General features: G+C 70.1%; 25 protein-coding genes. 24 read left to right on the top strand and 1 reads right to left on the bottom strand.

Translation table 11 applies throughout. The features are described from left to right. Positions 1-12 precede the first annotated feature (12 nt). The 23 genes from lysA (at position 13) to ACWD6P_RS08350 (ending at position 24,896) form a co-directional block, all read left to right on the top strand. The gene (gene lysA, locus ACWD6P_RS08460; RefSeq protein ID WP_451443263.1) at positions 13-1,404 is read left to right on the top strand and encodes a diaminopimelate decarboxylase; all 1,392 of its coding nucleotides are present in this window, start codon (positions 13-15) and stop codon (positions 1,402-1,404) included. A 137-nt stretch (positions 1,405-1,541) separates the two neighbouring features. Continuing rightward, positions 1,542-2,834, top strand: a complete 1,293-nt coding sequence (locus ACWD6P_RS08455) for a homoserine dehydrogenase (RefSeq protein WP_451443262.1) — start codon at positions 1,542-1,544, stop codon at positions 2,832-2,834. A gap of 8 nt (positions 2,835-2,842) precedes the next feature. Next, entirely contained in the window at positions 2,843-3,919 is a 1,077-nt protein-coding gene (gene thrC / locus ACWD6P_RS08450) for a threonine synthase (RefSeq protein ID WP_451443261.1), read from the top strand. A 340-nt stretch (positions 3,920-4,259) separates the two neighbouring features. Further along, positions 4,260-5,177, top strand: a complete 918-nt coding sequence (thrB, locus tag ACWD6P_RS08445; protein WP_451443260.1) for a homoserine kinase — start codon at positions 4,260-4,262, stop codon at positions 5,175-5,177. A gap of 363 nt (positions 5,178-5,540) precedes the next feature. Beyond that, positions 5,541-7,607: a transcription termination factor Rho gene (gene rho / locus ACWD6P_RS08440; RefSeq protein WP_451443259.1), complete on the top strand. Its 2,067-nt coding sequence runs from the start codon at positions 5,541-5,543 to the stop codon at positions 7,605-7,607. Between the two features lie 400 nt (positions 7,608-8,007). After that, the gene (locus ACWD6P_RS08435; RefSeq protein WP_451443258.1) at positions 8,008-9,129 is read left to right on the top strand and encodes an LCP family protein; all 1,122 of its coding nucleotides are present in this window, start codon (positions 8,008-8,010) and stop codon (positions 9,127-9,129) included. Between the two features lie 175 nt (positions 9,130-9,304). Next, the gene (rpmE, locus tag ACWD6P_RS08430) at positions 9,305-9,526 is read left to right on the top strand and encodes a 50S ribosomal protein L31 (protein ID WP_033266704.1); all 222 of its coding nucleotides are present in this window, start codon (positions 9,305-9,307) and stop codon (positions 9,524-9,526) included. 168 nt (positions 9,527-9,694) lie between these two features. Then, a complete protein-coding gene (prfA, locus tag ACWD6P_RS08425) occupies positions 9,695-10,774 on the top strand; it encodes a peptide chain release factor 1 (protein ID WP_451443257.1) in 1,080 nt (359 codons plus the stop codon). A 114-nt stretch (positions 10,775-10,888) separates the two neighbouring features. Continuing rightward, positions 10,889-11,728: a peptide chain release factor N(5)-glutamine methyltransferase gene (gene prmC / locus ACWD6P_RS08420; RefSeq protein ID WP_451443345.1), complete on the top strand. Its 840-nt coding sequence runs from the start codon at positions 10,889-10,891 to the stop codon at positions 11,726-11,728. Between the two features lie 70 nt (positions 11,729-11,798). Then, a complete protein-coding gene (locus tag ACWD6P_RS08415) occupies positions 11,799-12,446 on the top strand; it encodes an L-threonylcarbamoyladenylate synthase (RefSeq protein ID WP_451443256.1) in 648 nt (215 codons plus the stop codon). After that, positions 12,446-13,126: an arsenate reductase/protein-tyrosine-phosphatase family protein gene (locus ACWD6P_RS08410; RefSeq protein ID WP_451443255.1), complete on the top strand. Its 681-nt coding sequence runs from the start codon at positions 12,446-12,448 to the stop codon at positions 13,124-13,126. The genes ACWD6P_RS08415 and ACWD6P_RS08410 overlap by 1 nt, the downstream gene beginning before the upstream one ends. 107 nt (positions 13,127-13,233) lie before the next feature. Beyond that, positions 13,234-14,622: a serine hydroxymethyltransferase gene (locus tag ACWD6P_RS08405; protein ID WP_451443254.1), complete on the top strand. Its 1,389-nt coding sequence runs from the start codon at positions 13,234-13,236 to the stop codon at positions 14,620-14,622. Positions 14,623-14,721: 99 nt separating this feature from the next. Beyond that, the gene (locus ACWD6P_RS08400) at positions 14,722-16,059 is read left to right on the top strand and encodes an MraY family glycosyltransferase (protein WP_451443253.1); all 1,338 of its coding nucleotides are present in this window, start codon (positions 14,722-14,724) and stop codon (positions 16,057-16,059) included. Between the two features lie 288 nt (positions 16,060-16,347). Continuing rightward, the gene (locus tag ACWD6P_RS08395; RefSeq protein WP_451443252.1) at positions 16,348-16,785 is read left to right on the top strand and encodes a hypothetical protein; all 438 of its coding nucleotides are present in this window, start codon (positions 16,348-16,350) and stop codon (positions 16,783-16,785) included. Positions 16,786-17,064: 279 nt separating this feature from the next. Beyond that, positions 17,065-17,859, top strand: coding sequence for a F0F1 ATP synthase subunit A (atpB, locus tag ACWD6P_RS08390; protein ID WP_451443344.1), 795 nt, complete (start codon positions 17,065-17,067; stop codon positions 17,857-17,859). 77 nt (positions 17,860-17,936) lie between these two features. Beyond that, positions 17,937-18,203: an ATP synthase F0 subunit C gene (atpE, locus tag ACWD6P_RS08385; protein WP_451443251.1), complete on the top strand. Its 267-nt coding sequence runs from the start codon at positions 17,937-17,939 to the stop codon at positions 18,201-18,203. A gap of 42 nt (positions 18,204-18,245) precedes the next feature. Then, the gene (locus ACWD6P_RS08380) at positions 18,246-18,809 is read left to right on the top strand and encodes a F0F1 ATP synthase subunit B (protein WP_451443250.1); all 564 of its coding nucleotides are present in this window, start codon (positions 18,246-18,248) and stop codon (positions 18,807-18,809) included. Next, positions 18,806-19,621, top strand: a complete 816-nt coding sequence (locus tag ACWD6P_RS08375) for a F0F1 ATP synthase subunit delta (RefSeq protein WP_451443249.1) — start codon at positions 18,806-18,808, stop codon at positions 19,619-19,621. Before ACWD6P_RS08380 ends, ACWD6P_RS08375 begins: the two co-directional genes overlap by 4 nt. A 212-nt stretch (positions 19,622-19,833) precedes the next feature. Beyond that, the gene (gene atpA / locus ACWD6P_RS08370; protein ID WP_451443248.1) at positions 19,834-21,426 is read left to right on the top strand and encodes a F0F1 ATP synthase subunit alpha; all 1,593 of its coding nucleotides are present in this window, start codon (positions 19,834-19,836) and stop codon (positions 21,424-21,426) included. 20 nt (positions 21,427-21,446) lie between these two features. Then, positions 21,447-22,367 (top strand): F0F1 ATP synthase subunit gamma, encoded by a 921-nt coding sequence (locus tag ACWD6P_RS08365; RefSeq protein WP_451443247.1) that lies wholly within the window; start codon positions 21,447-21,449, stop codon positions 22,365-22,367. A 5-nt stretch (positions 22,368-22,372) separates the two neighbouring features. After that, complete coding sequence (gene atpD, locus ACWD6P_RS08360) at positions 22,373-23,815, top strand: F0F1 ATP synthase subunit beta (RefSeq protein WP_451443246.1); 1,443 nt, start codon at positions 22,373-22,375, stop codon at positions 23,813-23,815. Between the two features lie 107 nt (positions 23,816-23,922). After that, positions 23,923-24,306, top strand: coding sequence for a F0F1 ATP synthase subunit epsilon (locus ACWD6P_RS08355; protein ID WP_451443245.1), 384 nt, complete (start codon positions 23,923-23,925; stop codon positions 24,304-24,306). 146 nt (positions 24,307-24,452) lie between these two features. Next, positions 24,453-24,896, top strand: a complete 444-nt coding sequence (locus tag ACWD6P_RS08350) for a DUF2550 domain-containing protein (RefSeq protein ID WP_451443244.1) — start codon at positions 24,453-24,455, stop codon at positions 24,894-24,896. Between the two features lie 92 nt (positions 24,897-24,988). On the opposite strand, the gene ACWD6P_RS08345 is transcribed toward ACWD6P_RS08350, so the two are convergent. Beyond that, complete coding sequence (locus ACWD6P_RS08345; RefSeq protein WP_451443243.1) at positions 24,989-25,678, bottom strand: response regulator; 690 nt, start codon at positions 25,676-25,678, stop codon at positions 24,989-24,991. Positions 25,679-25,904: 226 nt separating this feature from the next. On the opposite strand from ACWD6P_RS08345, the gene ACWD6P_RS08340 reads away from it, so the two are divergent. Continuing rightward, complete coding sequence (locus tag ACWD6P_RS08340) at positions 25,905-26,486, top strand: hypothetical protein (protein ID WP_451443242.1); 582 nt, start codon at positions 25,905-25,907, stop codon at positions 26,484-26,486. The last annotated feature ends 15 nt before the right edge of the window (positions 26,487-26,501 follow it).

The following is a 26,501-nucleotide window of genomic DNA, read 5'->3' as shown; positions in this document are numbered from 1 at the left end:
GATCTCCACGCCATGAGTCGTTCCGCGCATCCCGCAGGGCCCCGGCACGCCGATGTGCTGCCCGAGGGGCACTACGCCGGGCCGCCCGCCGATCTCAACACCCTTGACCCGCGCGTCTGGTCCCGTACGGTCCGCCGCAACGCCGACGGCGTGGTCACCGTCGGCGGACTGGACGTCGCCGCGCTCGCCGAGGAGTTCGGCACGCCGGCCTACTTCCTGGACGAGGACGACTTCCGGGCGCGCTGCCGGGCCTGGAAGGACGCCTTCGGGCCGGACGCCGACGTCTTCTACGCCGGCAAGGCGTTCCTCTCCCGGGCCATCGTGCGGTGGCTGCACGAGGAGGGGCTGAACCTCGACGTCTGCTCCGGCGGCGAGCTGGCGACGGCGCTGGCGGCGGGGATGCCCGCCGAGCGGATCGCGCTGCACGGCAACAACAAGAGCACCGAGGAGATCACCCGGGCCGTCGAGGCCGGCGTCGGGCGGATCGTGCTCGACTCCTTCCAGGAGATCGTGCGGGTCGCGCACATCGCCGAGAAGCTCGGCAAGCGCCAGCGCGTGCAGATCCGGGTCACGGTCGGTGTCGAGGCGCACACGCACGAGTTCATCGCGACCGCCCACGAGGACCAGAAGTTCGGCATCGCGCTGGCCGGCGGACAGGCCGCCGAGGCCGTGCGCCGCGCCCTCAAGCTGGACGGCCTGGAACTCATCGGCATCCACAGCCACATCGGGTCGCAGATCTTCGACATGGCGGGCTTCGAGGTGTCCGCCCGTCGCGTGGTGCAGCTGCTGACCGACGTACGCGACGAGCACGGCGTCGAACTGCCCGAGATCGACCTCGGCGGCGGCCTCGGCATCGCCTACACCTCGGACGACGATCCGCGTGAGCCGCAGGAGATCGCCAGGGCGCTGCGCGAGATCGTCGGCAAGGAGTGCCGGGCCGCGGGGCTCGCGGTACCGCGCCTGTCGGTCGAGCCGGGGCGGGCCATCGTGGGGCCGACGGCCTTCACGCTGTACGAGGTCGGCACGGTCAAGGAGCTTGAGGGGCTGCGGACGTATGTGTCCGTGGACGGCGGGATGTCGGACAACATCCGCACCGCGCTCTACGACGCGGAGTACAGCGTCGCGCTGGTGTCGCGGACGTCCGACGCCGAGCCGATGCTCTCGCGCGTGGTCGGCAAGCACTGCGAGAGCGGGGACATCGTCGTGCGGGACGCGTTCCTGCCGGCCGACGTCGCGCCCGGCGACCTGCTCGCGGTGCCGGCCACCGGTGCGTACTGCCGGTCCATGGCGAGCAACTACAACCACGCGCTGCGGCCCCCCGTCGTGGCCGTCGGGAACGGCGAGGCCAGGGTGATCGTCCGGCGTGAGACGGAGGAAGATCTCCTGCGGCTGGATGTCGGGTAGGGCCGGATCGCCGGGCACCGGCCCCGGATGAAATAAATGTCTCGGCATCCGGACGACAGGCGGAATCTGGCGTCCGGTGCGTGAGACTGGTGCATGAGCAAGCTGAGAATCGCTGATCGATGAGAAGCAGAGGTCGAATGATGCGTACGCGTCCGCTGAAGGTGGCGCTCCTGGGCTGTGGTGTTGTCGGCTCAGAGGTGGCGCGCATCATGACGACGCACGCGGACGACCTCACGGCTCGCATCGGCGCGCCCGTGGAGCTCGCCGGGATCGCCGTACGCCGCCCGGACAAGGTGCGCGACGGCGTCCCGGCCGAGCTGGTCACCACCGACGCCACCGCGCTCGTCAAACGCGGCGACATCGACGTCGTCATCGAGGTCATCGGCGGGATCGAGCCCGCCCGGACGCTGATCACCACCGCGTTCGAGCACGGCGCGAGCGTGGTGTCGGCGAACAAGGCGCTGGTCGCCGCCGACGGCGCTGCGCTCCATGCGGCGGCCGAGGCCAACGGCGCGGACCTGTACTACGAGGCCGCCGTCGCGGGCGCCATCCCGCTGGTGCGGCCGCTGCGCGAGTCGCTCGCCGGTGACAAGGTCAACCGCGTCCTCGGCATCGTCAACGGCACCACCAACTTCATCCTCGACAAGATGGATTCGACGGGGGCCGGCTACAGCGAGGCGCTCGACGAGGCGACCGCGCTGGGGTACGCCGAGGCCGACCCGACCGCCGATGTCGAGGGGTTCGACGCCGCGGCCAAGGCCGCGATCCTGGCCGGTATCGCCTTCCACACCCGGGTGACCATCGACGATGTGCACCGCGAGGGCCTGACCGAGGTCACCGCGGCCGATATCGCCTCCGCCAAGCGGATGGGCTGCACGGTCAAGCTGCTGGCCATCTGCGAGCGGGCCGCCGACGGGGCCTCGGTCACCGCGCGGGTGCACCCCGCGATGATTCCGCTGACGCATCCGCTCGCCTCCGTCCGCGAGGCCTACAACGCGGTCTTCGTCGAGGCCGACGCGGCCGGTCAGCTGATGTTCTACGGCCCGGGTGCGGGCGGTTCGCCGACCGCCTCCGCGGTCCTCGGCGACCTCGTCGCGGTCTGCCGCAACAAGCTCGCCGGTGCCACCGGACCGGGCGAGTCGGCCTACACGGCGCTGCCGGTCAGCCCCATGGGCGAGGTCGTCACGCGCTACCACATCAGTCTCGACGTGGCCGACAAGCCCGGCGTTCTTGCGCAGGTCGCGACGGTCTTCGCCGAGCACGGCGTATCGATCGATACGGTCCGTCAGCAGGGCAAGGACGGCGAGGCCTCCCTCGTCGTCGTCACCCACCGGGCGGCCGACGCGGCACTGTCGTCGACCGTCGGGGCGCTGCGCGAGCTGGACACCGTCCGCGGTGTCGCCAGCATCATGCGGGTCGAAGGGGAGTAAAGGAACCCATGTCTGCCAATTCCACCGCGAGCCGTCAGTGGCGCGGAATCATCGAGGAATACCGTGACCGGCTTCCGGTCAGCGACACGACCGAGGTCGTCACCCTCCGGGAGGGCGGCACCCCCCTCGTACCGGCCCAGGTGCTCTCCGAGCGGACCGGCTGTGAGGTTCACCTCAAGGTCGAGGGCGCCAACCCCACCGGCTCCTTCAAGGACCGTGGCATGACGATGGCCATCACGCGCGCCAAGGAGGAGGGCGCCAAGGCCGTCATCTGTGCCTCCACCGGCAACACCTCCGCCTCGGCCGCCGCCTACGCGGTCCGGGCCGGGATGGTCTGCGCGGTGCTCGTCCCGCAGGGCAAGATCGCGCTCGGCAAGATGGGCCAGGCGCTGGTGCACGGCGCGAAGATCCTGCAGATCGACGGCAATTTCGACGACTGCCTCACGCTGGCCCGGGGCCTGTCCGACAACTACCCGGTCGCACTTGTGAACTCCGTCAACCCGGTGCGGATCGAGGGCCAGAAGACCGCCGCCTTCGAAATCGTCGACATGCTCGACGACGCGCCCGACATCCATGTGCTGCCCGTCGGCAACGCCGGCAACATCACGGCGTACTGGAAGGGCTACCAGGAGTACGCCGCCGACGGCATCGCCACCCGCACCCCGCGCATGTGGGGCTTCCAGGCCTCCGGCAGTGCGCCGATCGTGCGCGGCGAGGTCGTCAAGGACCCGCACACCATCGCCACCGCGATCCGCATCGGCAACCCCGCCTCGTGGGCGTACGCGGAGCGCGCGCGGGAGGAGTCCGGCGGTCTCATCGACGAGGTGACCGACCGTCAAATCCTCGCCGCTTACCGCCTGTTGGCCGCACAGGAGGGCGTCTTCGTGGAGCCCGCCTCGGCCGCGTCGGTGGCCGGTCTGCTCAAGGCCGCCGAGCAGGGCAAGGTCGACCCCGGCCAGCGCATCGTCTGCACGGTCACCGGCAACGGCCTCAAGGACCCGGACTGGGCGGTGGCCGGAGCGCCGCAGCCGGTGACGGTCCCGATCGACGCGGACGCCGCGGCCGAGCGCCTCGGCCTCGCGTAGGCCCCCGCCGTACGGCGCTGACCTGCGCGTACGGCATACGGTGACGGGGTGCCGAGCACCCCGTCACCACCCGCACAGCAAACAGTGCAAAGGCTGCAAAGCCCGGCGAGGGCAGCGTCGGGGCGCAGGAAGGTGCGCGACACGCATCATGCGCCTCCTGTGCGCCCTATGTCGCGACAGAACCTTCCTTCGATAGGCTGGCAGCCAACTCCCCTCCCCACGGCATAACGCAGTGGTGTGCAGGGCAGGTCAGAACAGACCCCATGAGCCGGCCGGGCGCCTCGGTGCCGCGGCGCTCCGGGGCAGTACCGCAGCATCAATCAAGGAGAGTCATCGAGCGATGGCCGGTCCCGCGTTCCGCGCCGCCGCCGTCCGGGTGCGCACCCCCGCTACCAGCGCCAATCTCGGTCCCGGCTTCGATGCCCTGGGTCTTTCCCTGGGCCTGTACGACGATGTCGTCGTGCGCGTCGCCGACTCCGGGCTGCACATCGACATCGCAGGTGAGGGCGCCGACACCCTGCCGCGTGACGAGAGCCACCTGCTCGTACGGTCGATGCGCACCGCCTTCGAACTGCTCGGCGGCCAGCCGCGCGGCCTGGAAATCGTCTGCGCCAACCGCATTCCGCACGGCCGCGGCCTGGGCTCCTCCTCGGCCGCCATCTGCGCGGGCATCGTCGCCGCCCGCGCCGTGACCATAGGCGGCGAGCAGAAGCTCGACGACACCGCGCTGCTGGAGCTGGCCACCGAGATCGAGGGCCACCCCGACAACGTCGCCGCCTGTCTGCTCGGCGGCTTCACGCTCGCCTGGATGGACACCGGAACCGCGCGGGCGATCCGGATGGATCCCGCCGATTCCATCGTTCCGGTGGTCTTCGTGCCCGGTAAGCCGGTGCTCACCGAGACCGCCCGCGGACTGCTGCCGCGCACCGTCCCGCATGTGGACGCCGCGGCCAACGCCGGCCGCGCCGCACTGCTCGTCGAGGCCCTGACCAGGCGCCCCGAGCTGCTGCTCGCCGCGACCGAGGACCGACTTCACCAGGAGTACCGCGCCCCCGCGATGCCGGAGAGCGTGGCCCTGGTGAACCGACTGCGCGCGGACGGCGTCCCCGCGGTCGTGTCCGGTGCGGGCCCCACGGTGCTCGCACTGGTCGAGGACGCGGCGGCCGAGAAGGTCGCGGCGCTGGCGGGAGAGGGGTGGGCGGCCAACCGGCTGACCCTCGACGCGGCAGGGACCTGCGTGCTGCCGCTCGCCGGGTGATCGACGATTGCCGGTCTTGGAGAGGGGGAATGTTTGTTGGATCCGGTAGTGTTAACCTCAAGTGAGTACGAGACGCCGCAGTGGCGCTGTGCTTCGTGTCCCCATTCGGGACCACCTTTCTTCCGGGAGCCTCCCAGACTGCTTGGAGCAGTTGCCTGAGCTGAAGCGAGCTTGCTCCGGAATCGGCGTGACGACATGGGTCACTCTGCATCTCATCGCGCCGGAACCAATGAACTGATCTCTCCGCCACTTCCGGCGGGACCACCGCCCCGGCCCGGTCCGCAAGACCTAAGGACCCAGCCGGACAGCACAACCGGTCGCCGAGCCAGACAGGCCGACGCCCGCTCCAGGGAAGGACCCTTCGTGAGCGACACCACCGATCTGATGGGCGCGCGCACCGATGGCAGTGCCACCACGCCCGCCACGGACGCTCCCGCCGCGCCTGCCACCACGCGGCGCCGCCGTTCCGGCACCGGCCTTGACGGCATGGTCCTGGCAGAGCTGCAGCAGGTCGCCTCCGGCCTCGGTATCAAGGGCACCGCGCGGATGCGCAAGAGCCAGCTGATCGAGGTCATCAAGGAGAGGCAGGCCGGGGGCTCCGGCGCCGCGGCCAAGGCCGACGCGCCCGCCGAGACCAAGCCCAAGCGCCGTACGACCTCCAAGGCCCGCACCGGCGAGGACGCCGCCGAGCCGGCCGCCGCCAAGGCGGACAAGGCCGAGCGGGGCGCCAAGGCCGACAAGGCCGCGGACAAGGCCGGCGCCCAGCAGCAGATCGAGATCCCGGGCCAGCCGGAGGGGGGCACCGCCCTGCTCGAGCAGCCGGCCGGTGAGCGCCGCCGGCGCCGCGCCACCGCCGCCGCGGGCAGCCCCGAGACCGCGGGCGACGTCAAGACCGAGACCAAGGTCGAGGTGAAGACCGAGACCAAGACGGACGCCAGGACCGAGACCGCGGTGGCCCCGCAGGAGACCGGCGAGGGCCGGCCCGGCAAGGCCGGCGAGCGGCAGGAGCGCGGTGACCGCCAGGACCGCGGCCAGAAGGGCGACCGCGGCGAGCGGCGTCAGCGCGACCGCGGCGACCGCGACCGCGACCGCGGCGACCGCGGCCGCAAGGGCGACGCCGGCGACGGTGGCCAGGGCGGTCAGGGCGGCCAGCGCCAGCGGGACCGCCGGGATGACGACGACGACTTCGAGGGTGGCCGCCGGGGCCGTCGCGGCCGCTACCGCGACCGCCGTGGCCGCCGCGGTGGCCGCGAGGAATTCGGCAACGAGCCGCAGGTGTCCGAGGACGACGTCCTGATCCCGGTCGCGGGCATCCTCGACATCCTCGACAACTACGCGTTCATCCGGACCTCCGGCTACCTGCCGGGCCCGAACGACGTCTATGTCTCGCTCGCCCAGGTCCGCAAGAACGGCCTGCGCAAGGGCGACCACGTCACCGGCGCGGTCCGGCAGCCCAAGGACGGCGAGCGGCGCGAGAAGTTCAACGCGCTGGTCCGGCTCGACACGGTCAACAGTGTGGCCCCCGAACAGGGCCGCGGACGGCCGGAGTTCGGGAAGCTGACGCCCCTTTACCCGCAGGAGCGGCTGCGCCTGGAGGGCGAGGCGGGCGCGCTGACGACCCGGATCATCGACCTGGTCTCGCCGATCGGCAAGGGCCAGCGCGGTCTGATCGTGGCGCCGCCGAAGACCGGCAAGACCATGATCATGCAGGCGATCGCCAACGCGATCACCCGCAACAACCCCGAGTGCCACCTGATGGTCGTCCTCGTGGACGAGCGTCCCGAAGAGGTCACCGACATGCAGCGGTCGGTCAAGGGCGAGGTCATCTCCTCGACCTTCGACCGCCCGGCCGAGGACCACACCACCGTCGCCGAGCTCGCCATCGAGCGTGCCAAGCGCCTGGTGGAGCTGGGCCACGACGTCGTCGTCCTGCTGGACTCGATCACCCGTCTGGGCCGTGCGTACAACCTCGCCGCCCCGGCCTCGGGCCGCATCCTGTCCGGTGGTGTCGACTCCACCGCGCTCTACCCGCCGAAGAAGTTCTTCGGCGCCGCGCGCAACATCGAGGACGGCGGCTCGCTGACCATCCTGGCCACCGCGCTGGTCGAGACCGGCTCGCGGATGGACGAGGTGATCTTCGAGGAGTTCAAGGGCACCGGCAACATGGAGCTCAAGCTCGACCGCAAGCTCGCCGACAAGCGCATCTTCCCGGCGGTGGACGTGGACGCGTCCGGCACCCGTAAGGAAGAGATTCTGATGGGCAGCGACGAGCTGGCCATCGTCTGGAAGCTGCGCCGGGTGCTGCACGCCCTGGACCAGCAGCAGGCCATCGAGCTGCTGCTGGACAAGATGAAGCAGACCAAGTCCAACGCGGAGTTCCTGCTGCAGATCCAGAAGACGACGCCGACCACGGGCAACGGCAACGACTGACGCCCCGGCGCCGTAGCCACAGCCCCCCTCGCCCATACGGGTGAGGGGGGCTGTGTGCTGGGTGCCCCGTACGGCGTCACCGCGGCCGGTGATCTGTGAGCCGCGCCGCGCCCCGGGGGCCGTACGGCCGCCCCGGCTGAGACCTTCCGCACAGATCCCCCCGCGACGCAACGTTTCAGCCATGGCCGAAACCAGGACGAAAGAGCAGGTGAGAGGGGAGGCCCTCGCGCCCGGTCCGTGATCGCTCCGGCGGTTTTCTAAGAATTCGCTCATCACTCGCTGTGCAACCCTTCCCGTCGGCCTCCCGTCTGACAAGGAGCAACGAGCCGTGACGGCACGCTCACGGCGGCGGCGAGGAGCAGGTCACGATCCAGCCGAGCGACCAAGGACTGAGGAGCAGATGGCGGACAGCAGCGGGACCGCGACGGCCGAAAGCCGGGCTCGCGGCATACGTGCCACGGGCCGCCGGCGCAAGGCGCCCAGCCGGCGCCGCCGAGTACTGACCATCACCCTGTGCGCGCTGGTCAGCGCCGTACTGCTCGGTGGCGCCGGACTCGGTTACGTCTACTTCAAGCTCAACGGCAACCTCAAGGGCGTCGACATCAACGCCGCCCTCGGCCGCGACCGGCCCAAGAACGTCGACGACGGCTCGATGGACATCCTCGTCATGGGGTCCGACTCCCGCGCCGGCAAGAACGGCGACTACGGCAGGGACGAGGGCGGCGCGCGCTCCGACACCGCGATGGTCGTGCACGTCTACAAGGGCCACAAGAAGGCCAGCGTCGTCAGCATCCCCCGCGACACCCTGATCGAGCGGCCCGTCTGCACCAAGAACGGCAAGGACGTCCCCGGTGAGCAGCGGGCGATGTTCAACACCGCGTTCGAGGTCGGCGGCCCGGCCTGTGCCGTCAAGACCGTCGAGTCGATCAGCGGTATCCGGATGGACCACTTCATCGAGGTCGACTTCACCGGCTTCAAGAAGCTCATCGACGCGCTGGGCGGCGTGGACATCACCACCAGCAAGGCGATCGACGACAACAGCAGCCATCTGCACCTGCCGCCCGGCAAGCACACCCTCGACGGCGAGCAGTCGCTCGGCCTGGTCCGCACCCGGCACGGCGTGCCCGGCGGCGACGGCAGCGACCTGGGCCGCATCCAGCTGCAGCAGACGTTCATCAAGGCCCTGATGAACCAGATCAAGTCCATCGGCCTGCTCACCAGCCCCGCCAAGCTCTACGACGTCGCCGACACCGCGACCCGGGCCATCACCACCGACACCGACCTCAACTCGGTCGGCGAGCTGACCGGGCTGGCCAAGAGCCTGGGCTCCATCGGGTCGGACAAGATCGACATGATGACGCTGCCGGTGGCGTACGACACCGCCAACCCGGACCGCGTGGTGCCGCTGGCCAAGCAGGGCAAGCAGGTCTGGGACGCGCTGCGGCAGGACCGGGACGTCCCCAAGTCGGCGATCAAGGGCTCGGCCGGTGACAAGGGCGGGACGGCCAGCTACGTGAAGTAGCCGCAAGAGGCGGCCGCGGGGCCTGGCAGGGCTCCGGGAGCCGCCCGGGAATAGCCGGACGCGTACCCCGGTTTTGGGAGATACGGCTAGTCCTGGCAGACTGGACCGTCGGCCCCGGTTCACGTGACGTAACCCGCGACACGACCCGGTGCACTCCCGAACCTAGGAGAATCCCTTGAAGCGCGACATCCACCCGGAGTACGTCGAGACCCAGGTCAGCTGCACCTGTGGCGCGTCCTTCACCACCCGCAGCACCGTCGCCGGCGGCAGCATCCGCGCCGACGTCTGCTCCGAGTGCCACCCGTTCTACACCGGCAAGCAGAAGATCATGGACACGGGCGGTCGTGTGGCCCGCTTCGAGGCCCGCTTCGGCAAGGCCGCCGCTGCCAAGAAGTAGCGACTCTCAAGGCGCCGGTTCCCGGTCGCCCCTGTCCTGGGGTGACCGGACCGGCGCCTTTGTTTCGTCGTTCCAGGCCTCCCGTCGCCCGGCCGGGGTCCGGCCCGCCGCCCAGCGGCAGTGCACAGCGCCCCCGGGCAGACACAGTCAGCAGCAGAGGAACCCACGATGTTCGAGGCGGTCGAAGAACTGATCGGCGAGCACGCCGATCTCGAGAAGCGGCTGGCCGACCCCGCGGTCCACGCCGACCAGCGCGAGGCCATGCGGCTCAACAAGCGCTATGCCGAGCTGACCCCGATCATCGCGACGTACCGCGACTGGAAGCAGACCGGCGAGGACATCGAGACCGCGCGGGAACTCAGCCAGGACGACCCCGACTTCGCCGACGAGGTCAAGGAGCTCGACGCCCGCCGCGAAGAGCTGACCGAGAAGCTGCGGCTGCTGCTCGTCCCGCGCGACCCCAGCGACGACAAGGACGTCATCCTCGAGGTCAAGGCCGGCGAGGGCGGCGAGGAGTCCGCGCTGTTCGCCGGCGATCTGCTGCGGATGTATCTGCGCTACGCCGAGCGGGTCGGCTGGAAGACCGAGATCCTCGATGCCAACGAGTCCGACCTCGGCGGCTACAAGGACGTCCAGGTCGCCGTGAAGACCAAGGGCGGGGGCGGCGCCACCGAGCCCGGACAGGGCGTGTGGGCGCGGCTGAAGTACGAGGGCGGGGTGCACCGCGTCCAGCGGGTGCCCGCCACCGAGTCGCAGGGCCGGATCCACACCTCCGCCGCCGGCGTGCTGGTCACGCCCGAGGCCGAGGAGGTCGAGGTCGAGATCATCGCCAACGACCTGCGGATCGACGTCTACCGCTCCTCGGGGCCCGGCGGCCAGTCCGTCAACACCACCGACTCCGCGGTGCGCATCACCCACCTGCCCACCGGCATCGTGGTCTCCTGCCAGAACGAGAAGAGCCAGCTCCAGAACAAGGAGCAGGCCATGCGCATCCTGCGCTCCCGGCTGCTGGCCGCCGCCCAGGAGGAGGCCGAGCGCGAGGCCTCGGACGCCCGGCGCAGCCAGGTCCGTACGGTCGACCGCTCCGAGCGCATCCGTACGTACAACTTCCCGGAAAACCGCATCTCCGACCACCGCGTCGGCTTCAAGGCGTACAACTTGGACCAGGTGCTCGACGGCGAGCTCGACCCGGTCATCCAGGCGTGCGTCGACGCCGACTCGGCGGCCAAGCTCGCCGCCGCCCAGTAAGAGCGGCACCACCCGCAAGACCCTGCACGTACCGGCTGGAGGACCCCAGTGCAGCACTCCCCCGGGGGGCACAGCGACCCCCAGCGGCCCCGCCGCGGGCCGGGCCCCCGGTCTCTGCTGCTCGCCGAGGTGGCGCAGGCCACCCAGCGGCTGGCCGACGCCGGCGTGCCCTCACCGCGCTTCGACGCCGAGGAGCTCGCCGCGCATGTGCACGGCGTCAAGCGCAGCCAGCTCCACACGGTTCCCGACGCGGACTTCGACGCCCGTTACTGGGAGGCGATCGCCCGCCGCGAGGCCCGTGAGCCGCTCCAGCACATCACCGGCCGGGCGTTCTTCCGCTACCTCGAACTCCACGTCGGCCCCGGTGTGTTCGTGCCCCGGCCGGAGACCGAGTCGGTGGTCGGCTGGGCGATAGACGCGGTACGCGCCATGGACGTCGTCGAGCCGCTGATCGTCGACCTGTGCACCGGCTCCGGGGCGATCGCCCTGGCGCTCGCGCAGGAGGTGCCGCGCTCGCGGGTGCACGCCGTGGAGCTGTCCGAGGACGCCCTGGAGTACGCCCGCAAGAACGTCGAGGGGTCCCGCGTCGTTCTCCATCACGGCGACGCGCTGACCGCGCTTCCCGAACTGGACGGGCAGGTCGACCTGGTCGTCTCCAACCCGCCGTACATCCCGCTGACCGAGTGGGAGTACGTCGCACCCGAGGCCCGCGACCACGACCCGGAGCTGGCGCTGTTCTCGGGCCAGGACGGCCTGGACACCATCCGCGGCATCGAGCGGACCGCACACCGCCTGCTGCGGCCCGGTGGCGTGGTCGTCATCGAGCACGCCGACACCCAGGGCGGACAAGTGCCGTGGATCTTCACCGAGGAGCGGGGCTGGGCCGACGCGGCCGACCACCCCGACCTCAACAACAGGCCCCGTTTCGCCACCGCGCGCCGGGCGACGCCATGACGCGCCTTGCCCTGACGCCCGATGCAGCCGATGCATCCGATGTATTCGTTCCGCACGAGGAGGTCCCGTAATGGCACGGCGATACGACTGCAGCGACGCCGCGGACCGCGCGACCGGTCTGCGCGAAGCCGCCTCGGCCGTCCGCCGCGGTGAGCTGGTCGTGCTGCCGACCGACACCGTGTACGGGATCGGCGCGGACGCCTTCAGCGCCGAGGCCGTCGGCGACCTGCTGGAGGCCAAGGGCCGCGGCCGCGGAATGCCCTCCCCGGTCCTCGTCGGGTCCCCCAACACCCTGCACGGGCTGGTCACCGACTTCTCCGAGCAGGCCTGGGAGCTGGTCGACGCCTTCTGGCCCGGTGCGCTCACGCTGGTCGCCAAGCACCAGCCGTCGCTGACCTGGGACCTGGGCGAGACCCGCGGCACGGTCGCCGTACGGATGCCGCTGCACCCCGTCGCGATCGAGCTGCTCACCGACTTCGGTCCGATGGCCGTCTCCAGCGCCAACCTCACCGGCCACCCGTCCCCGCAGGACTGCGACGCCGCACAGGAGATGCTGGGCGACTCGGTCTCCGTCTACCTCGACGGCGGCCCGACGCCCGCCGCCGTGCCGTCCTCGATCGTCGACGTCACCGGCAAGGTCCCGGTGCTGCTGCGCGAGGGCGCGATCAGCGCGGAGGAGCTGCGCAAGGTGGTACCCGAGCTCGAGGTGGCCAATTGATGGCGCCCCTGGGGCGTGGCATAGCGGGACCAGGCGGCGACACCCACCCTCCGGTACCCCCCGCACCCCTCTTCCGGATCCTCCACGTCAGCACCGGCAACGTCTGCCGCTCGCCGATCACCGAGCGGCTGCACCGCCATGCCCTGGAGCTGCGGCTCGGCGGCGCGCACAGCGGCGGCCTGGTCGTGGAGAGCGCCGGCACCTGGGGCCACGAAGGCGCCCCGATGGAGGCGCACGCCGCCACGGTGCTGGCCGACTACGGCGCGGACCCGGCCGGCTTCATCGGCCGGGAGCTGCTCGACGAGCACGTCATCCGCGCCGACCTGGTGCTCACCGCCACCCGCGACCACCGCGCGCAGGTCATCTCGATGGGCCACTCCGCGGGGCTGCGCACCTTCACGCTCAAGGAGTTCAACCGGCTGGTGCGGGCCATAGACCCCGCCACGCTGCCCGAGCCCGATCCGGACCTGCCGGACGGCGGGCTGGTCGAGCGGGCCCGGGCGCTGGTCGGCGCCGCCGCGGCGCTGCGCGGCTGGCTGCTGGCGCCCAACCCGGAGTCCGACGAGGTCTACGACCCCTACGGCGCCCCCATCACCTTCTTCCGCTCCATCGGCGACGAGATCAACCAGGCGCTGGACCCGGTCGTCACCGCGCTGACGGGCGTCCCGGCGCGGGCCTAAGGGCGCGCGGGAACGACGCGCTCGCGCGGCGGAGCGCACACCGCGCCCGATCGCCGTGCCGCGCCTACATTGGGACTACGTCCCCGTACGAGGCCCGGGAGTCAGCGATGCCCGCTACCACCGCGTCACCCCGCAGCGAGTCCCCGGCCGGCAGTGCTCCGGCCGCCGAGCCCGCCGCCGGCCCCGGGGCCGGCGGGACCGGGAGCGTCGAGGAGCGGGCCCGGGCCGCCGCCCGGGAGGGGGTGACCCACCCGGCCGGGGCGCCGGACTTCGCCGCGCTGCTGCGCCAGGACCCCGAGATCGCCGGCGTACTGCTCGGCGAGAGCGCCCGGCAGAGCGACGGGCTGCAGCTGATCGCCGCGGAGAACTTCACCTCGCCGGCCGTCCTCGCCGCCCTCGGCTCCCCGCTGGGCAACAAGTACGCCGAGGGCTATCCGGGCGCCCGGCACCACGGCGGCTGCGAGATCGTCGACCTCGCCGAGCGGATCGCGGTGGAGCGCGCCAAGGCCCTTTTCGGCGCCGAACACGCCAACGTCCAGTCCCACTCCGGGTCTTCGGCCGTACTGGCCGCCTACGCCGCGCTGCTGCGCCCGGGAGACACCGTCCTGGCCCTGTCCCTGCCGCACGGCGGGCACCTCACCCACGGCTCGCCCGCCAACTTCTCCGGCCGCTGGTTCGACTTCGTGGGCTACGGCGTCGACGAGGAGAGCGGGCTGCTGGACTACGCGGCGATCCGCGAGCTGGCCCGCGCCTGCCGGCCCAAGGCGATCGTCTGCGGCTCGATCTCGTACCCCCGGCACATCGACTACGCCGCCTTCCGCGACATCGCCGACGAGACCGGCGCGTATCTGATCGCGGACGTCGCGCATCCGCTCGGGCTGATCGCCGGGGGAGCGGCGCCCAGCCCCGTCCCGTACGCGCACGTCGTGTGCGGCACCACACACAAGGTGCTGCGCGGGCCGCGCGGCGGGCTGATCCTGTGCGGGGCGCAGCTGGCCGAGCGGATCGACCGGGCGGTGTTCCCCTTCACTCAAGGGGGTGCACAGATGAACGCGATCGCCGCCAAGGCCGTCGCCTTCGCGGAGGCCGCCACGCCCGCCTTCGCCGCGTACGCCCATCAGGTGACCGCCAATGCCCGGGTGCTCGCCCAGGCGCTGGACGGGCAGGGCCTGGCGATCACCACCGGCGGTACCGACACCCATCTGATCACCGCCGACCCCACGCCCCTCGGGCTGGACGCGCGCACCGCCCGGGGCCGGCTGGCGGCCGCCGGGATCGTGCTGGACACCTGCGCGCTGCCCTGCGCCGACGCGGCCGCGGCCCGCCCGGCCGGGCTGCGGCTGGGCACCGCGGCGGTGACGACGCAGGGCATGGGCGAGGCCGAGATGCCGCAGGTCGCGGAGCTGATCGCGCAGGCGCTGCGGGAGGACGGCGCGGCCCGCTCCGGGACCGTCGCATTGGTCCGGGCCTTTCCGCCTTATCCCGATCACGGATGATGGCGGGAACCGTCTGCTGACGCGATGCGTCCTCTCCTGTATTCACGGCCGGGGGGCGGACACGCATAGGGTGTGGGGCTGTGATGGCCAGCTATACCAATGGGGCAGCCCGTGCGTGAATACCTGCTGACGCTGTGCGTCACGGCCGCGGTGACCTACCTGCTGACCGGGCCGGTACGGAAGTTCGCGATCGCGGCCGGTGCGATGCCGGAGATCCGCGCGCGCGATGTGCACCGTGAGCCGACACCGCGGCTCGGCGGCATCGCGATGTTCGGCGGACTGTGCGCCGGTCTGCTGGTCGCCTCGCACCTGAGCAACCTCAAGAGCGTCTTCGCGAACTCCGACGAGCCGCGGGCGCTGCTGTCGGGTGCCGCGCTGATCTGGATCCTCGGCGTGCTGGACGACAAGTGGGGCGTCGACGCGCTGGTCAAGCTGGGCGGCCAGATGATCGCCGCGGGTGTGATGGTCCTCCAGGGCCTGACGATCCTGTGGATTCCGATCCCCGGTGTCGGGACGGTCTCGCTGACGCCGATGCAGGGCACGCTGCTGACCGTCGCACTGGTCGTGATCACCATCAACGCGGTGAACTTCGTCGACGGCCTGGACGGTCTGGCCTCCGGCATGGTGTGCATCGCCGCCGCGGCGTTCTTCATGTACGCGTACCGGATGTGGTTCGGATACGGCATTGAGGCGGCCGCGCCCGCAACGCTGTTCTCGGTCGTTCTGATGGGCATGTGCCTGGGCTTCCTGCCGCACAACATGCACCCGGCGCGGATCTTCATGGGCGACTCGGGATCGATGCTGATCGGCCTGGTCATGGCGGCCGGTGCGGTCTCGGTGACCGGCCAGGTCGACCCGGACCTGCTCAACCTGAAGGCGGGCGGTCTGCGCGAGGCCACCCACGCGATGGTGCCGGTCTACATCCCGCTGCTGCTGCCGCTGACGGTCATCGCGGTGCCGGTCGCCGACCTGATCCTGGCGATCGTGCGCCGTACGTGGAAGGGCCAGTCGCCGTTCGCCGCCGACCGCGGGCACCTGCACCACCGGCTGCTGGAGATCGGCCACTCGCACAGCCGGGCCGTGCTGATCATGTACTTCTGGTCGGCGCTGATCGCGTTCGGCGCGGTGGCGTACTCGGCGAACAACGCCAGCATGTGGATCGTGCTGGGCATCGTGCTGCTGAGCGCGGTGGGTCTGGTGCTGCTCCTGCTGCCGCGCTTCACCCCGCGGGCCCCGCGCTGGGCGGAGTGGATGGTTCCGCCCCGCTACCGCCGGGTCACCCGTACGGCGGCGGCACCCGTCGCGGCGGACGGCGGCGAGTGCGCCGATGCGCCCGAGGAGGGGCGCGAACCGGTCCCCGCGGGCATCCACGGCGCCACCGCGATCGGCGACCGGTCACGCTTCGTGGACCGCCGCAGGGCGGGCAGTCACCGCTGATCCCGAGCTCCGGTCGCCCGAACGGGGATCGAAAATCGGGCTTGTTGACCCCATACCAGACAAAAAGCTGGCCGTCAGTGCACCAACGCGCACGTTCACGCTCAGGTGTGACAGGGTCCACACGAACCAGGTAAAGACCTCATCAAATAGTTTGTGATACCGTTCACGAAACCCGGCGGCAGAGCCGAAGAGCCGTAGTGCGACGGTCCTTGGCCTCAGGTTCCGCCTCAGGCCGGGTCTACGCTCGTCCCTGACGACACCACCCCCACCCTTTGCCGGAGCGCCGCCATGCAGTCGAATGACGCCCGACTACTCCTCCACGCCGTTGTGCCCACGCTCGCCATCGGCGTCCTCGCCGTTGCCGTGAGCGCGGTGGTCGCAGGCGCGCAGGGGGCGATCGGCGCTGTCGTCGGCACGGTGCTGGTGATGCTCGTGATGGGGACCGGCCTGGTCGTCCTGCAGAAGACCGCGAAGAACCTCCCGCAGCTGTTCCAGATGATGGGGCTGCTGCTCTACACGACGCAGATCCTGTTCGTGCTGGTCTTCCTGATCGTCTTCAAGGACACCACGCTCTTCGACACCAAGGCGTTCGCGTTCACCCTGCTCGGCACCGTTCTTGTCTGGATCGCGGCGCAGACCCGCGGTCATATGAAGGCAAAGATTCTGTACGTGGATCCCGACTCCGCCGAGCCGAAGAAGGCGGAGACGGCGGGGTCGCCGACGTGACGCGTAGGGCCGAGATAAATGCCCTCAGGCGGGCCTGCTATCGTCCGGTGCCAACTGCGGCACAGTTGGCGCAGGCGGCTGAGCTCCCGGGTTCCACGGAATGGAACACGCAGTTCTCGCGGCCGATGCCTGTGATCCGGCCCGGCCCAGCGCCTGCCAGCCGCCCCCTAATCCGTAAGACCAGTCCAGTGCCGCTCCGTGGCTCAACGCCGCGCCGACACAACGAGGTTGCCGTACCCATGCGCCACGCCGAAGGAGCTCGCGGTGAGTGCTGAAACGATGCTCGCCTTCGAGACCGACTGCCACATCTTTTCCGGGTGCGGCTTCGATGCCCCCGGGCTTCATAACTTCGTCTTCCAGCCGCTCTTCACGATCGGCGGCTACGAGTTCAACAAGCCGATGCTGCTGGCCCTGCTCAGCACCGTCGTCGTTGTGGGATTCTTCTGGGCCGCATTCGGCAAGGCGAAGGTGGTCCCCGGAAAGCTGCAGATGGTCGCCGAGGCGGGCTACGACTTCGTGCGCCGCGGGCTCGTCTATGACGCGCTGGGCAAGAAGGAGGGCGAGAAGTACGTCCCCTTCATGGTCTCGCTGTTCTTCTTCGTGTGGATCATGAACATCTGGTCCATCATCCCGGTCATGGCCTTCCCGGTGACCTCGGTCATCGCGTTCCCCGCCGGCCTCGCCCTGATGGTCTACGTCCTGTGGGTCTACCTGACGTTCAAGAAGCACGGCTTCGTCGGCGGCTGGAAGAACATCACCGGCTATGACAAGTCCCTCGGCGCGGTCCTGCCGCTACTCATGGTCATCGAGTTCTTCTCGAACCTGATCATCCGGCCCTTCACCCACGCGGTCCGGCTCTTCGCCAACATGTTCGCGGGCCACCTGCTGATCCTGATGTTCACCATCGCCAGCTGGTACCTGCTGAACGGCATCGGCTTCGTCTACGCCGGCGCCTCGTTCATCATGACCATCGTGATGACGGCGTTCGAGCTGTTCATCCAGGCCGTCCAGGCGTACGTCTTCGTCCTCCTGGCCTGCAACTACGTTCAGGGCGCGCTCGCCGAGCACCACTGAGCACTCCCGCCTCCCCGCCCAATAGCTGTTCGGTGGCCAACCCCCACCGGTACGTGAAATGAGAAGGAAGTAACGGCATGTCCGCTGCTCTGGAACTGGTCAACCTCGCCGCCGCCGGTGACTCCGCGAAGACCGCCCTGGTCGGCAACATCGCCTCCGTCGGTTACGGCCTGGCCGCCATCGGCCCCGGCGTCGGCGTCGGCATCATCTTCGGTAACGGCACCCAGGCCCTGGCCCGCCAGCCCGAGGCCGCCGGCCTGATCCGCACCAACCAGATCATGGGTTTCGCCTTCTGTGAGGCGCTCGCCCTCATCGGCATCGTCATGGGCTTCGTTTACAAGTAAACGAACCACATCGACGAATCCAATTAGACGGAAGGCACTGATGTGAACGCCCTGAACCTGGCGGCGGAGGTTCCTGAGAACCCCCTCGTCCCGCCGATTCCAGAGCTGGTCATCGGCCTGATCGCCTTCTTCATCGTCTTCGGCATCCTGGCCAAGAAGCTCCTCCCGAACATCAACAACGTTCTGGACGAGCGGCGGAAGCTGATCGAAGGCCGGATGGAGGACGCCGAGGCGATCAAGGCCGAGGCCGAGCAGGTGCTCGCGGACTACCGGGCCCAGCTGGCCGACGCCCGCCACGAGGCCGCGCGCCTGCGCCAGGAGGCGCAGGAGCAGGGTGCGACTCTCATTGCTGAGATGCGCGCCGAGGGCCAGCGGCAGCGTGAGGAGATCATCGCTGCCGGTCACGCCCAGATCGAGGCGGACCGTAAGGCGGCCGCGCAGGCCCTGCGCCAGGACGTGGGCCAGCTCGCCACCGAGCTGGCGGGCAAGCTCGTCGGCGAGTCCCTGGAGGACCACGCCCGGCAGAGCCGGACCATCGACCGCTTCCTCGACGAGCTCGAGGCCCAGGCGGCGTCGGACACGACGAAGGCTGAGGCCGGCCGATGAACGGAGCGAGCCGCGAGGCACTCGCCTCCGCACGCGAGCAGTTCAACGCGCTGACGGACGACGCTTCCGTCGACGCGGCGAAGCTCGCCGAGGAGCTGGCTGCCGTCACCGCTCTGCTCGACCGCGAGGTGTCGCTGCGTCGGGTCCTGACCGACCCGGCGCAGGCCGGCGAGGCGCGGGCCGAACTGGCCGGACGGCTGCTCGGCAGCCAGGTCGGCGGCCCGGCCCTCGACCTGGTCACCGGCATGGTCCGCGCCCGCTGGTCGCGCTCGCGTGACCTGACGGACGCGCTCGAGGAGCTGGGCTACAGCGCCGACCTCGTCGCGGCCCAGCGGGCTGGCGCGCTCGACGACGTCGAGGACGAGCTGTTCCGGTTCGGCCGGATCGTCAGCTCCAACGGCGAGCTGCGCCGGGCGCTGACCGACCAGAACGCGTCGGGCACGGCCAAGACGGAGCTGGTGCGTTCGCTGCTGGGCGGCCGGGCCAACCCGGTCACCGAGCGGATCGTGATCCGTCTTGTCGTACAGCCGCGGGGCCGTAGCCTGGAAGCGGGGCTCGACGCCCTCTCCAAGCTGGCGGCGAGCCGCCGGGACCGGATGGTCGCGGTGGTCACCTCCGCGGTGCCCCTCAGTGAAGGGCAGCGGGAGCGTCTGAGCGCCTCCCTGGCCTCGCTGTACGGCCGGCAGATCCACCTGAACCTCGACGTGGACCCCGAGGTCCTCGGTGGCGTCCAGGTCCGGATCGGCGACGAGGTCATCAACGGCAGCATCGCGGAGCGCCTCGACGAGGCGGCCCGGCGGATGGCCGGCTGACCCGGCCACACCAACTCAAGAGCTGCACAACCGGCGGTCAGCGCCGGGCCAGCCGGCCGGACCGAGAGGTCCGGCTGCGGTCCGGAGAAGCCCCGGGGACCAGCACAAGCATGACGGCGGCCCGAGTTGGGCCGTAAGCGGAAACCCCCTGGGGACATCCCCCAGACCCCCGCAAGTAACTTCGGGCCCAACAAGGAGAGCAGGGAACCCAGATGGCGGAGCTCACGATCCGGCCGGAGGAGATCCGGGACGCGCTGGAGAACTTCGTCCAGGCGTACAAGCCGGACGCGGCCTCGCGCGAGGAGGTCGGCACGGTAAGCGAGGCCGGAGACGGCATCGCGAAGGTCGAGGGCCTTCCCTCGGCGATGGCGAACGAGCTGCTGAAGTTCGAGGACGGCACGCTCGGTCTTGCGCTGAACCTGGAAGAGCGCGAGATCGGTGCGATCGTCCTCGGCGAGTTCGGCGGTATCGAGGAGGGCCAGCCGGTGCAGCGCACCGGTGAGGTGCTCTCGGTCGCCGTGGGCGAGGGCTACCTCGGCCGCGTCGTCGACCCGCTGGGCAACCCGATCGACGGCCTCGGCGAGATCGAGTCCGAGGGCCGCCGCGCCCTGGAGCTGCAGGCCCCGGGCGTCATGGTCCGTAAGTCGGTCCACGAGCCCATGGAGACCGGCTACAAGGCCGTCGACTCGATGGTGCCGATCGGCCGCGGCCAGCGTCAGCTGATCATCGGCGACCGCCAGACCGGCAAGACCGCCCTGGCCGTCGACACGATCATCAACCAGCGCGACAACTGGCGCTCGGGCGACCCGAAGAAGCAGGTCCGCTGCATCTACGTCGCCATCGGCCAGAAGGGCTCCACCATCGCGTCCGTGCGCGGTGCGCTGGAGGAGGCCGGCGCCCTGGAGTACACCACCATCGTCGCCGCCCCGGCGTCCGACCCGGCGGGCTTCAAGTACCTGGCGCCCTACACCGGCTCGGCCATCGGCCAGCACTGGATGTACCAGGGCAAGCACGTCCTGATCATCTTCGACGACCTCTCGAAGCAGGCCGACGCCTACCGCGCCGTGTCCCTGCTGCTGCGCCGCCCGCCGGGCCGTGAGGCCTACCCGGGTGACGTCTTCTACCTGCACTCGCGTCTGCTGGAGCGCTGCGCCAAGCTCTCCGACGAGCTGGGCGCCGGTTCGATGACGGGCCTCCCGATCGTCGAGACCAAGGCGAACGACGTGTCGGCGTTCATCCCGACCAACGTCATCTCCATCACCGACGGCCAGTGCTTCCTGGAGTCGGACCTGTTCAACGCGGGTCAGCGCCCGGCGCTGAACGTCGGTATCTCCGTCTCCCGTGTCGGTGGCAGCGCGCAGCACAAGGCGATGCGCCAGGTCTCCGGCCGGCTTCGCGTGGACCTCGCCCAGTACCGCGAGCTGGAGGCGTTCGCCGCCTTCGGTTCCGACCTGGACGCGGCCTCCAAGGCGCAGCTGGAGCGCGGTAAGCGCATGACCGAGCTCCTCAAGCAGCCGCAGTACTCCCCGTACGCGACCGAGGACCAGGTCGTCTCCATCTGGGCCGGCACCAACGGCAAGATGGACGATGTCCCCGTCGAGGACATCCGCCGCTTCGAGCGGGAGCTCCTGGACCACCTCCGCCGGGAGAAGAAGGACCTGCTGACCAGCATCCGCGAGGGCGCCAAGATGTCCGACGACACCATCGGAGCGATCTCCGAGGCCGTCGACGGCTTCAAGCGGCAGTTCGAGACCTCGGACGGCAAGCTGCTCGGCGAGGACGCCCAGGCCGGCACCAGCAAGTGACGACGGAAGGGACCTGATCCATGGGAGCCAAGCTCCGGGTCTACAAGCGTCGCATCCGCTCCGTCACCGCGACCAAGAAGATCACCAAGGCGATGGAGATGATCGCCGCCTCGCGCGTCGTCAAGGCGCAGCGCCAGGTGGCGTCGTCGACGCCGTACGCGAGTGAACTGACCCGCGCGGTGACAGCGGTTGCCACGGGCTCGAACACCCAGCACCCGCTGACGACCGAGGCGGAGAAGCCGACCCGGGCCGCGCTGCTGCTCATCACGAGCGACCGCGGTCTGGCCGGCGGCTACTCCTCCAACGTCATCAAGGCCGCGGAGCAGCTCACCGAGCGGCTCAAGGCGGAGGGCAAGGAGGTCGACGCGTACATCGTCGGGCGCAAGGGGGTGTCGTACTACAGCTTCCGCGAGCGCAAGGTCGTGGAGTCGTGGACCGGCTTCACCGACAGCCCGTCGTACGCGGACGCCAAGGCGATCGCCGCACCGCTGATCGAGGCCGTCCAGAAGGACACCGCCGAGGGCGGCGTGGACGAACTCCACATCGTCTACACCGAGTTCATCTCGATGATGACGCAGACGGCGCTCGACGACCGGCTGCTGCCGCTGTCCCTCGACAAGGCGGCCAAGGAGTCGGCGGAGACGTCCAAGGGCGAGATCCTTCCGCTCTTCGACTTCGAGCCGTCGGCCGAGGACGTCCTCGACGCCCTGCTGCCGCGGTACGTCGAGTCGCGGATCTACAACGCTCTGCTGCAGGCCGCCGCCTCCAAGCACGCCGCCACCCGGCGTGCGATGAAGTCGGCGACCGACAATGCAGATGAGCTCATCAAGTCGCTCTCGCGGCTTGCCAACGCGGCCCGCCAGGCCGAAATCACCCAGGAAATCAGCGAGATCGTCGGTGGCGCGAGCGCACTGGCCGACGCGACCGCGGGGAGTGACTGACAACTATGACCACCACTGTTGAGACGGCCGCGGCGACGGGCCGCGTCGCCCGCGTCATCGGCCCGGTCGTCGACGTGGAGTTCCCCGTCGACGCGATGCCGGAGATCTACAACGCCCTGAAGGTCGAGGTCGCCGACCCGGCCGAGGCCGGGGCCAAGAAGATCCTGACCCTCGAAGTCGCCCAGCACCTGGGCGAGGGCCTGGTCCGTGCGATCTCCATGCAGCCCACCGACGGCCTGGTCCGCCAGGCCCCGGTGACCGACACCGGCGCCGGGATCACCGTCCCGGTCGGCGACATCACCAAGGGCAAGGTGTTCAACACCCTCGGTGAGATCCTGAACAAGCCGGAGGCCGCTTCCGAGGTCACCGAGCGCTGGCCCATCCACCGCAAGGCCCCGTCGTTCGACCAGCTCGAGTCCAAGACCGAGATGTTCGAGACCGGCGTCAAGGTCATCGACCTGCTGACCCCGTACGTCAAGGGCGGCAAGATCGGTCTGTTCGGTGGTGCCGGTGTCGGCAAGACCGTTCTGATCCAGGAAATGATCTACCGCGTGGCCAACAACCACGACGGTGTGTCGGTGTTCGCCGGTGTCGGCGAGCGCACCCGTGAGGGCAACGACCTCATCGAGGAAATGACGGACTCCGGCGTCATCGACAAGACCGCGCTGGTCTTCGGTCAGATGGACGAGCCGCCGGGCACCCGTCTGCGCGTCGCCCTGGCCGGTCTGACCATGGCGGAGTACTTCCGCGATGTGCAGAAGCAGGACGTGCTCTTCTTCATCGACAACATCTTCCGCTACACCCAGGCGGGTTCCGAGGTCTCCACGCTGCTCGGCCGTATGCCGTCCGCGGTGGGTTACCAGCCGAACCTGGCGGACGAGATGGGTCTGCTGCAGGAGCGCATCACCTCGACCCGCGGTCACTCGATCACCTCGATGCAGGCGATCTACGTCCCCGCGGACGACCTGACCGACCCGGCGCCGGCCACCACCTTCGCCCACCTGGACGCGACCACCGTTCTGTCGCGCCCGATCTCGGAGAAGGGCATCTACCCGGCGGTGGACCCGCTGGACTCGACGTCCCGGATCCTGGACCCCCGCTACATCTCGCAGGACCACTACGACTGCGCCTCGCGCGTCAAGACGATCCTGCAGAAGTACAAGGACCTCCAGGACATCATCGCGATTCTGGGTATCGACGAGCTGGGCGAGGAGGACAAGCTCACCGTCCACCGCGCCCGTCGTATCGAGCGGTTCCTGTCGCAGAACACCCACGTGGCGAAGCAGTTCACCGGTGTCGACGGCTCGGACGTGCCGCTGGACGAGTCCATCGCCGCGTTCAACGCGATCGCGGACGGTGACTACGACCACTTCCCCGAGCAGGCGTTCTTCATGTGCGGCGGCATCGAGGACCTCAAGGCCAATGCCAAGGAGCTGGGCGTCTCCTGACCCCGGCGCGGCCCCGGGGGCGGCCCTGGCCGCCCCCGGCCCGTACGACCACTAGTATTTGACCCAACATCTGCCGAACCAGGCAGGTGGAGACCCGAGGAGCCATCGTGGCTGAGCTGCACGTCGAGTTGGTCGCCGCGGACCGTCAGGTCTGGTCCGGCGAGGCCAGCCTGGTCGTCGCGCGCACCTCGTCGGGCGACATCGGCGTCATGCCCGGACATCAGCCGCTGCTCGGCGTGCTGCAGTCGGGCCCGGTGACGATTCGTACGACCGGCGAGAGCGGGGACGGCACCGTCGTCGCCGCTGTGCACGGCGGCTTCATCTCGTTCGCCGACAACAAGCTGTCCCTGCTCGCAGAGGTGGCCGAGCTGTCGGACGAGATCGATGTCCAGCGCGCGGAGCGGGCCCTGGAGCGAGCGAAGTCGGACGCTGACGCGGCCGCCGAGCGTCGCGCCGATGTCCGGCTGCGTGCGGTGGCGGGCGTTCACTGAGCCCCGTCGCCGACGAGATCGATCCTCAGCCGCGGGCTGCCCGGAATTTCTCCGGAGCGGCCCGCGGCTGAGGCAATGCAGGTGCGTTTCCCTCTCCCGGGCTCCGTCCGGGGGGTACCCCCATCGAGGCGAGGAGGTCGGTCGAGATGGTCCTCGCTCTGCTTGTGAGCGGCGCGGTCGTGGCACTGGTGCTGCTGGGACTGTTCGTCTTCGGACTGCGGCGGCGGCTCATCCAGCGGTCCGGAGGCACCTTCGACTGCAGCCTGCGCTGGAACGTGCCGGAGAACGAGCCCAGCGGCAAGGGCTGGATCTACGGCGTGGCGCGCTACAACGGTGACCGGATCGAGTGGTTCCGGGTGTTCTCGTACGCACCCCGGCCCCGCCGTCTCCTGGAGCGCTCCGCCATCGAGGTCCTGGAGCGGCGCACCCCCCAGGGCGAGGAGGAGCTGGCGCTGCTCTCCGACTCCATCGTGCTGGCGTGCCGGCACCGCGGCACCCGTCTGGAACTGGCGATGAGCGAGGACGCGCTCACCGGCTTCCTGGCGTGGCTGGAGGCGGCGCCGCCAGGACAACGAGTCAACGTGGCCTGATCCCGCCTGCCCCGGGAATACCCCTTGGCACCTCCGCGTTGTGGCCCCGCAGGGGGCCCTCGCATCCCCTACGGAATCTGTTCGGCCGCCCCCTACGGGCCATCCACCCCCAACTCCTGTGCCAGCACGGCCGCTTGTACCCGGCTGCGCAGATCCAGCTTCGCCAGCAGGCGGCTGACGTGGGTCTTCACGGTGGCCTCCGCCATGGCCAGCCGTAACGCGATATCGGCGTTCGACAGACCCCGCCCCAGGCACCCCAGCACCTGCCGCTCGCGCGGCGTCAGCGCGTCCAGCACCGCCGGATCGGGCGCCGCGCCCTCGCGGGCGGGCCGCGCCGCCGTACGGGGGCTGGCGAACTCCGCGATCAGGCGCCGGGTCACCGCCGGCGCGATCAGCCCCTCGCCGGACGCCACCGTGCGCACCGCGGTCAGCAGCGCGGCCGCGTCGCTGTCCTTGAGCAGAAAGCCGGCGGCCCCCGCCCGCAGCGCCCCGAAGACATACTCGTCCAGGTCGAAGGTGGTCAGCACCAGGACGTCCGCCAGCTTCTCGGCGACCACCTGACGGGTCGCGGAGACCCCGTCCAGGCGGGGCATCTGGATGTCCATGAGGACGAGGGCGGGGCGCAGCTCGCGGGCGAGCCGCAGCGCCTCCTCGCCGTCCTCCGCCTCCCCGACCACCTCGATGTCGGGGGCGGAGCGCAGGATGAGCACCAGCCCGGCCCGTACGGCGGACTGGTCCTCGGCGACGAGAACCCGTATCGGTTGCGCGTCGGCGCCTGTCATCGTTGCTCTTCCTCCTCCGCGGCGGGCAGCGCTGCCCGCACCAGCGTGGTGCCGACCTCCATCAAACACGGCGCCGGGGTCCGCTGCCTCCACGTCCGGGTCATCCCCGCACACCGCGCGCTACATCGAAAGATGCAGTCGCGGATCGTCGCATGCGACGACGTCCCGGGCGGCGGCCGCTGGAAGGCTTGAGGTGTTCGACGGAGGGCCCTGAAAGGAGACAGCCGTGGTCGTCGCGCTGATCATCGCCTGTGAGGTCGGCTTCTGGGTGCTGCTGGTGGCCGGGCTGGCGCTGCGCTATCTGGCGAAGATGCCGCGTACCGGAGCGGCAGTGCTGCTGATGGAGCCGGTGCTGGAGCTGGTGCTGCTGATCGTCACCGCGATCGACCTGAAGAACGGCGCGTCCGCCGACTGGAAACACGGTCTGGCCGCCCTCTATATCGGCTACACCGTCGCCTACGGCCACTACACGATCAAGTGGGTCGACAGCCATGTCTCCCACCGCTTCGCGGGCGGCCCGGCGCCGGTCAAGCGCTACGGCATGGACTTCGCCAAGCACGAGGCGAAGCTGTGGCTGCGTACGGTGCTGTGGGTCGCCGTCTCGGTCGCGCTGCTGCAGCTCGCGATCTGGTACGTCGGCGAGGACGGCGACACCGTCTCGCTGCGCGGCTGGCAGGGCACGTCGATGAAGATCCTGATCATCCACGGCGTGATCGCGGTCAGCTACTTCGTCTGGCAGAAGAAGGACCCGAACCGGCCCGCCGCCCCGGAGGGGGCGGACCGGTCGCCGCAGAAGACGCTGCGCTGAGGGCACCGCCGTGCC

The organism is Streptomyces sp. NPDC002446, assembly GCF_053595675.1.
The sequence above is the reverse complement of the archived record's forward strand: the minus strand, read 5'-3'. Positions and strand labels throughout refer to the sequence as shown.

Coding starts and splice junctions, on each gene's coding strand:
- lysA (WP_451443263.1), top strand. CDS start 13: ATGAGTCGTTCCGCGCATCCCGCAGGGCCCCGGCACGCCGATGTGCTG.
- ACWD6P_RS08455 (WP_451443262.1), top strand. CDS start 1,542: ATGATGCGTACGCGTCCGCTGAAGGTGGCGCTCCTGGGCTGTGGTGTT.
- thrC (WP_451443261.1), top strand. CDS start 2,843: ATGTCTGCCAATTCCACCGCGAGCCGTCAGTGGCGCGGAATCATCGAG.
- thrB (WP_451443260.1), top strand. CDS start 4,260: ATGGCCGGTCCCGCGTTCCGCGCCGCCGCCGTCCGGGTGCGCACCCCC.
- ACWD6P_RS08435 (WP_451443258.1), top strand. CDS start 8,008: ATGGCGGACAGCAGCGGGACCGCGACGGCCGAAAGCCGGGCTCGCGGC.
- prfA (WP_451443257.1), top strand. CDS start 9,695: ATGTTCGAGGCGGTCGAAGAACTGATCGGCGAGCACGCCGATCTCGAG.
- ACWD6P_RS08415 (WP_451443256.1), top strand. CDS start 11,799: ATGGCACGGCGATACGACTGCAGCGACGCCGCGGACCGCGCGACCGGT.
- ACWD6P_RS08410 (WP_451443255.1), top strand. CDS start 12,446: ATGGCGCCCCTGGGGCGTGGCATAGCGGGACCAGGCGGCGACACCCAC.
- ACWD6P_RS08405 (WP_451443254.1), top strand. CDS start 13,234: ATGCCCGCTACCACCGCGTCACCCCGCAGCGAGTCCCCGGCCGGCAGT.
- ACWD6P_RS08400 (WP_451443253.1), top strand. CDS start 14,722: ATGGGGCAGCCCGTGCGTGAATACCTGCTGACGCTGTGCGTCACGGCC.
- ACWD6P_RS08395 (WP_451443252.1), top strand. CDS start 16,348: ATGCAGTCGAATGACGCCCGACTACTCCTCCACGCCGTTGTGCCCACG.
- atpB (WP_451443344.1), top strand. CDS start 17,065: ATGCTCGCCTTCGAGACCGACTGCCACATCTTTTCCGGGTGCGGCTTC.
- atpE (WP_451443251.1), top strand. CDS start 17,937: ATGTCCGCTGCTCTGGAACTGGTCAACCTCGCCGCCGCCGGTGACTCC.
- ACWD6P_RS08375 (WP_451443249.1), top strand. CDS start 18,806: ATGAACGGAGCGAGCCGCGAGGCACTCGCCTCCGCACGCGAGCAGTTC.
- atpA (WP_451443248.1), top strand. CDS start 19,834: ATGGCGGAGCTCACGATCCGGCCGGAGGAGATCCGGGACGCGCTGGAG.
- ACWD6P_RS08365 (WP_451443247.1), top strand. CDS start 21,447: ATGGGAGCCAAGCTCCGGGTCTACAAGCGTCGCATCCGCTCCGTCACC.
- atpD (WP_451443246.1), top strand. CDS start 22,373: ATGACCACCACTGTTGAGACGGCCGCGGCGACGGGCCGCGTCGCCCGC.
- ACWD6P_RS08350 (WP_451443244.1), top strand. CDS start 24,453: ATGGTCCTCGCTCTGCTTGTGAGCGGCGCGGTCGTGGCACTGGTGCTG.
- ACWD6P_RS08345 (WP_451443243.1), bottom strand. CDS start 25,678: ATGACAGGCGCCGACGCGCAACCGATACGGGTTCTCGTCGCCGAGGAC.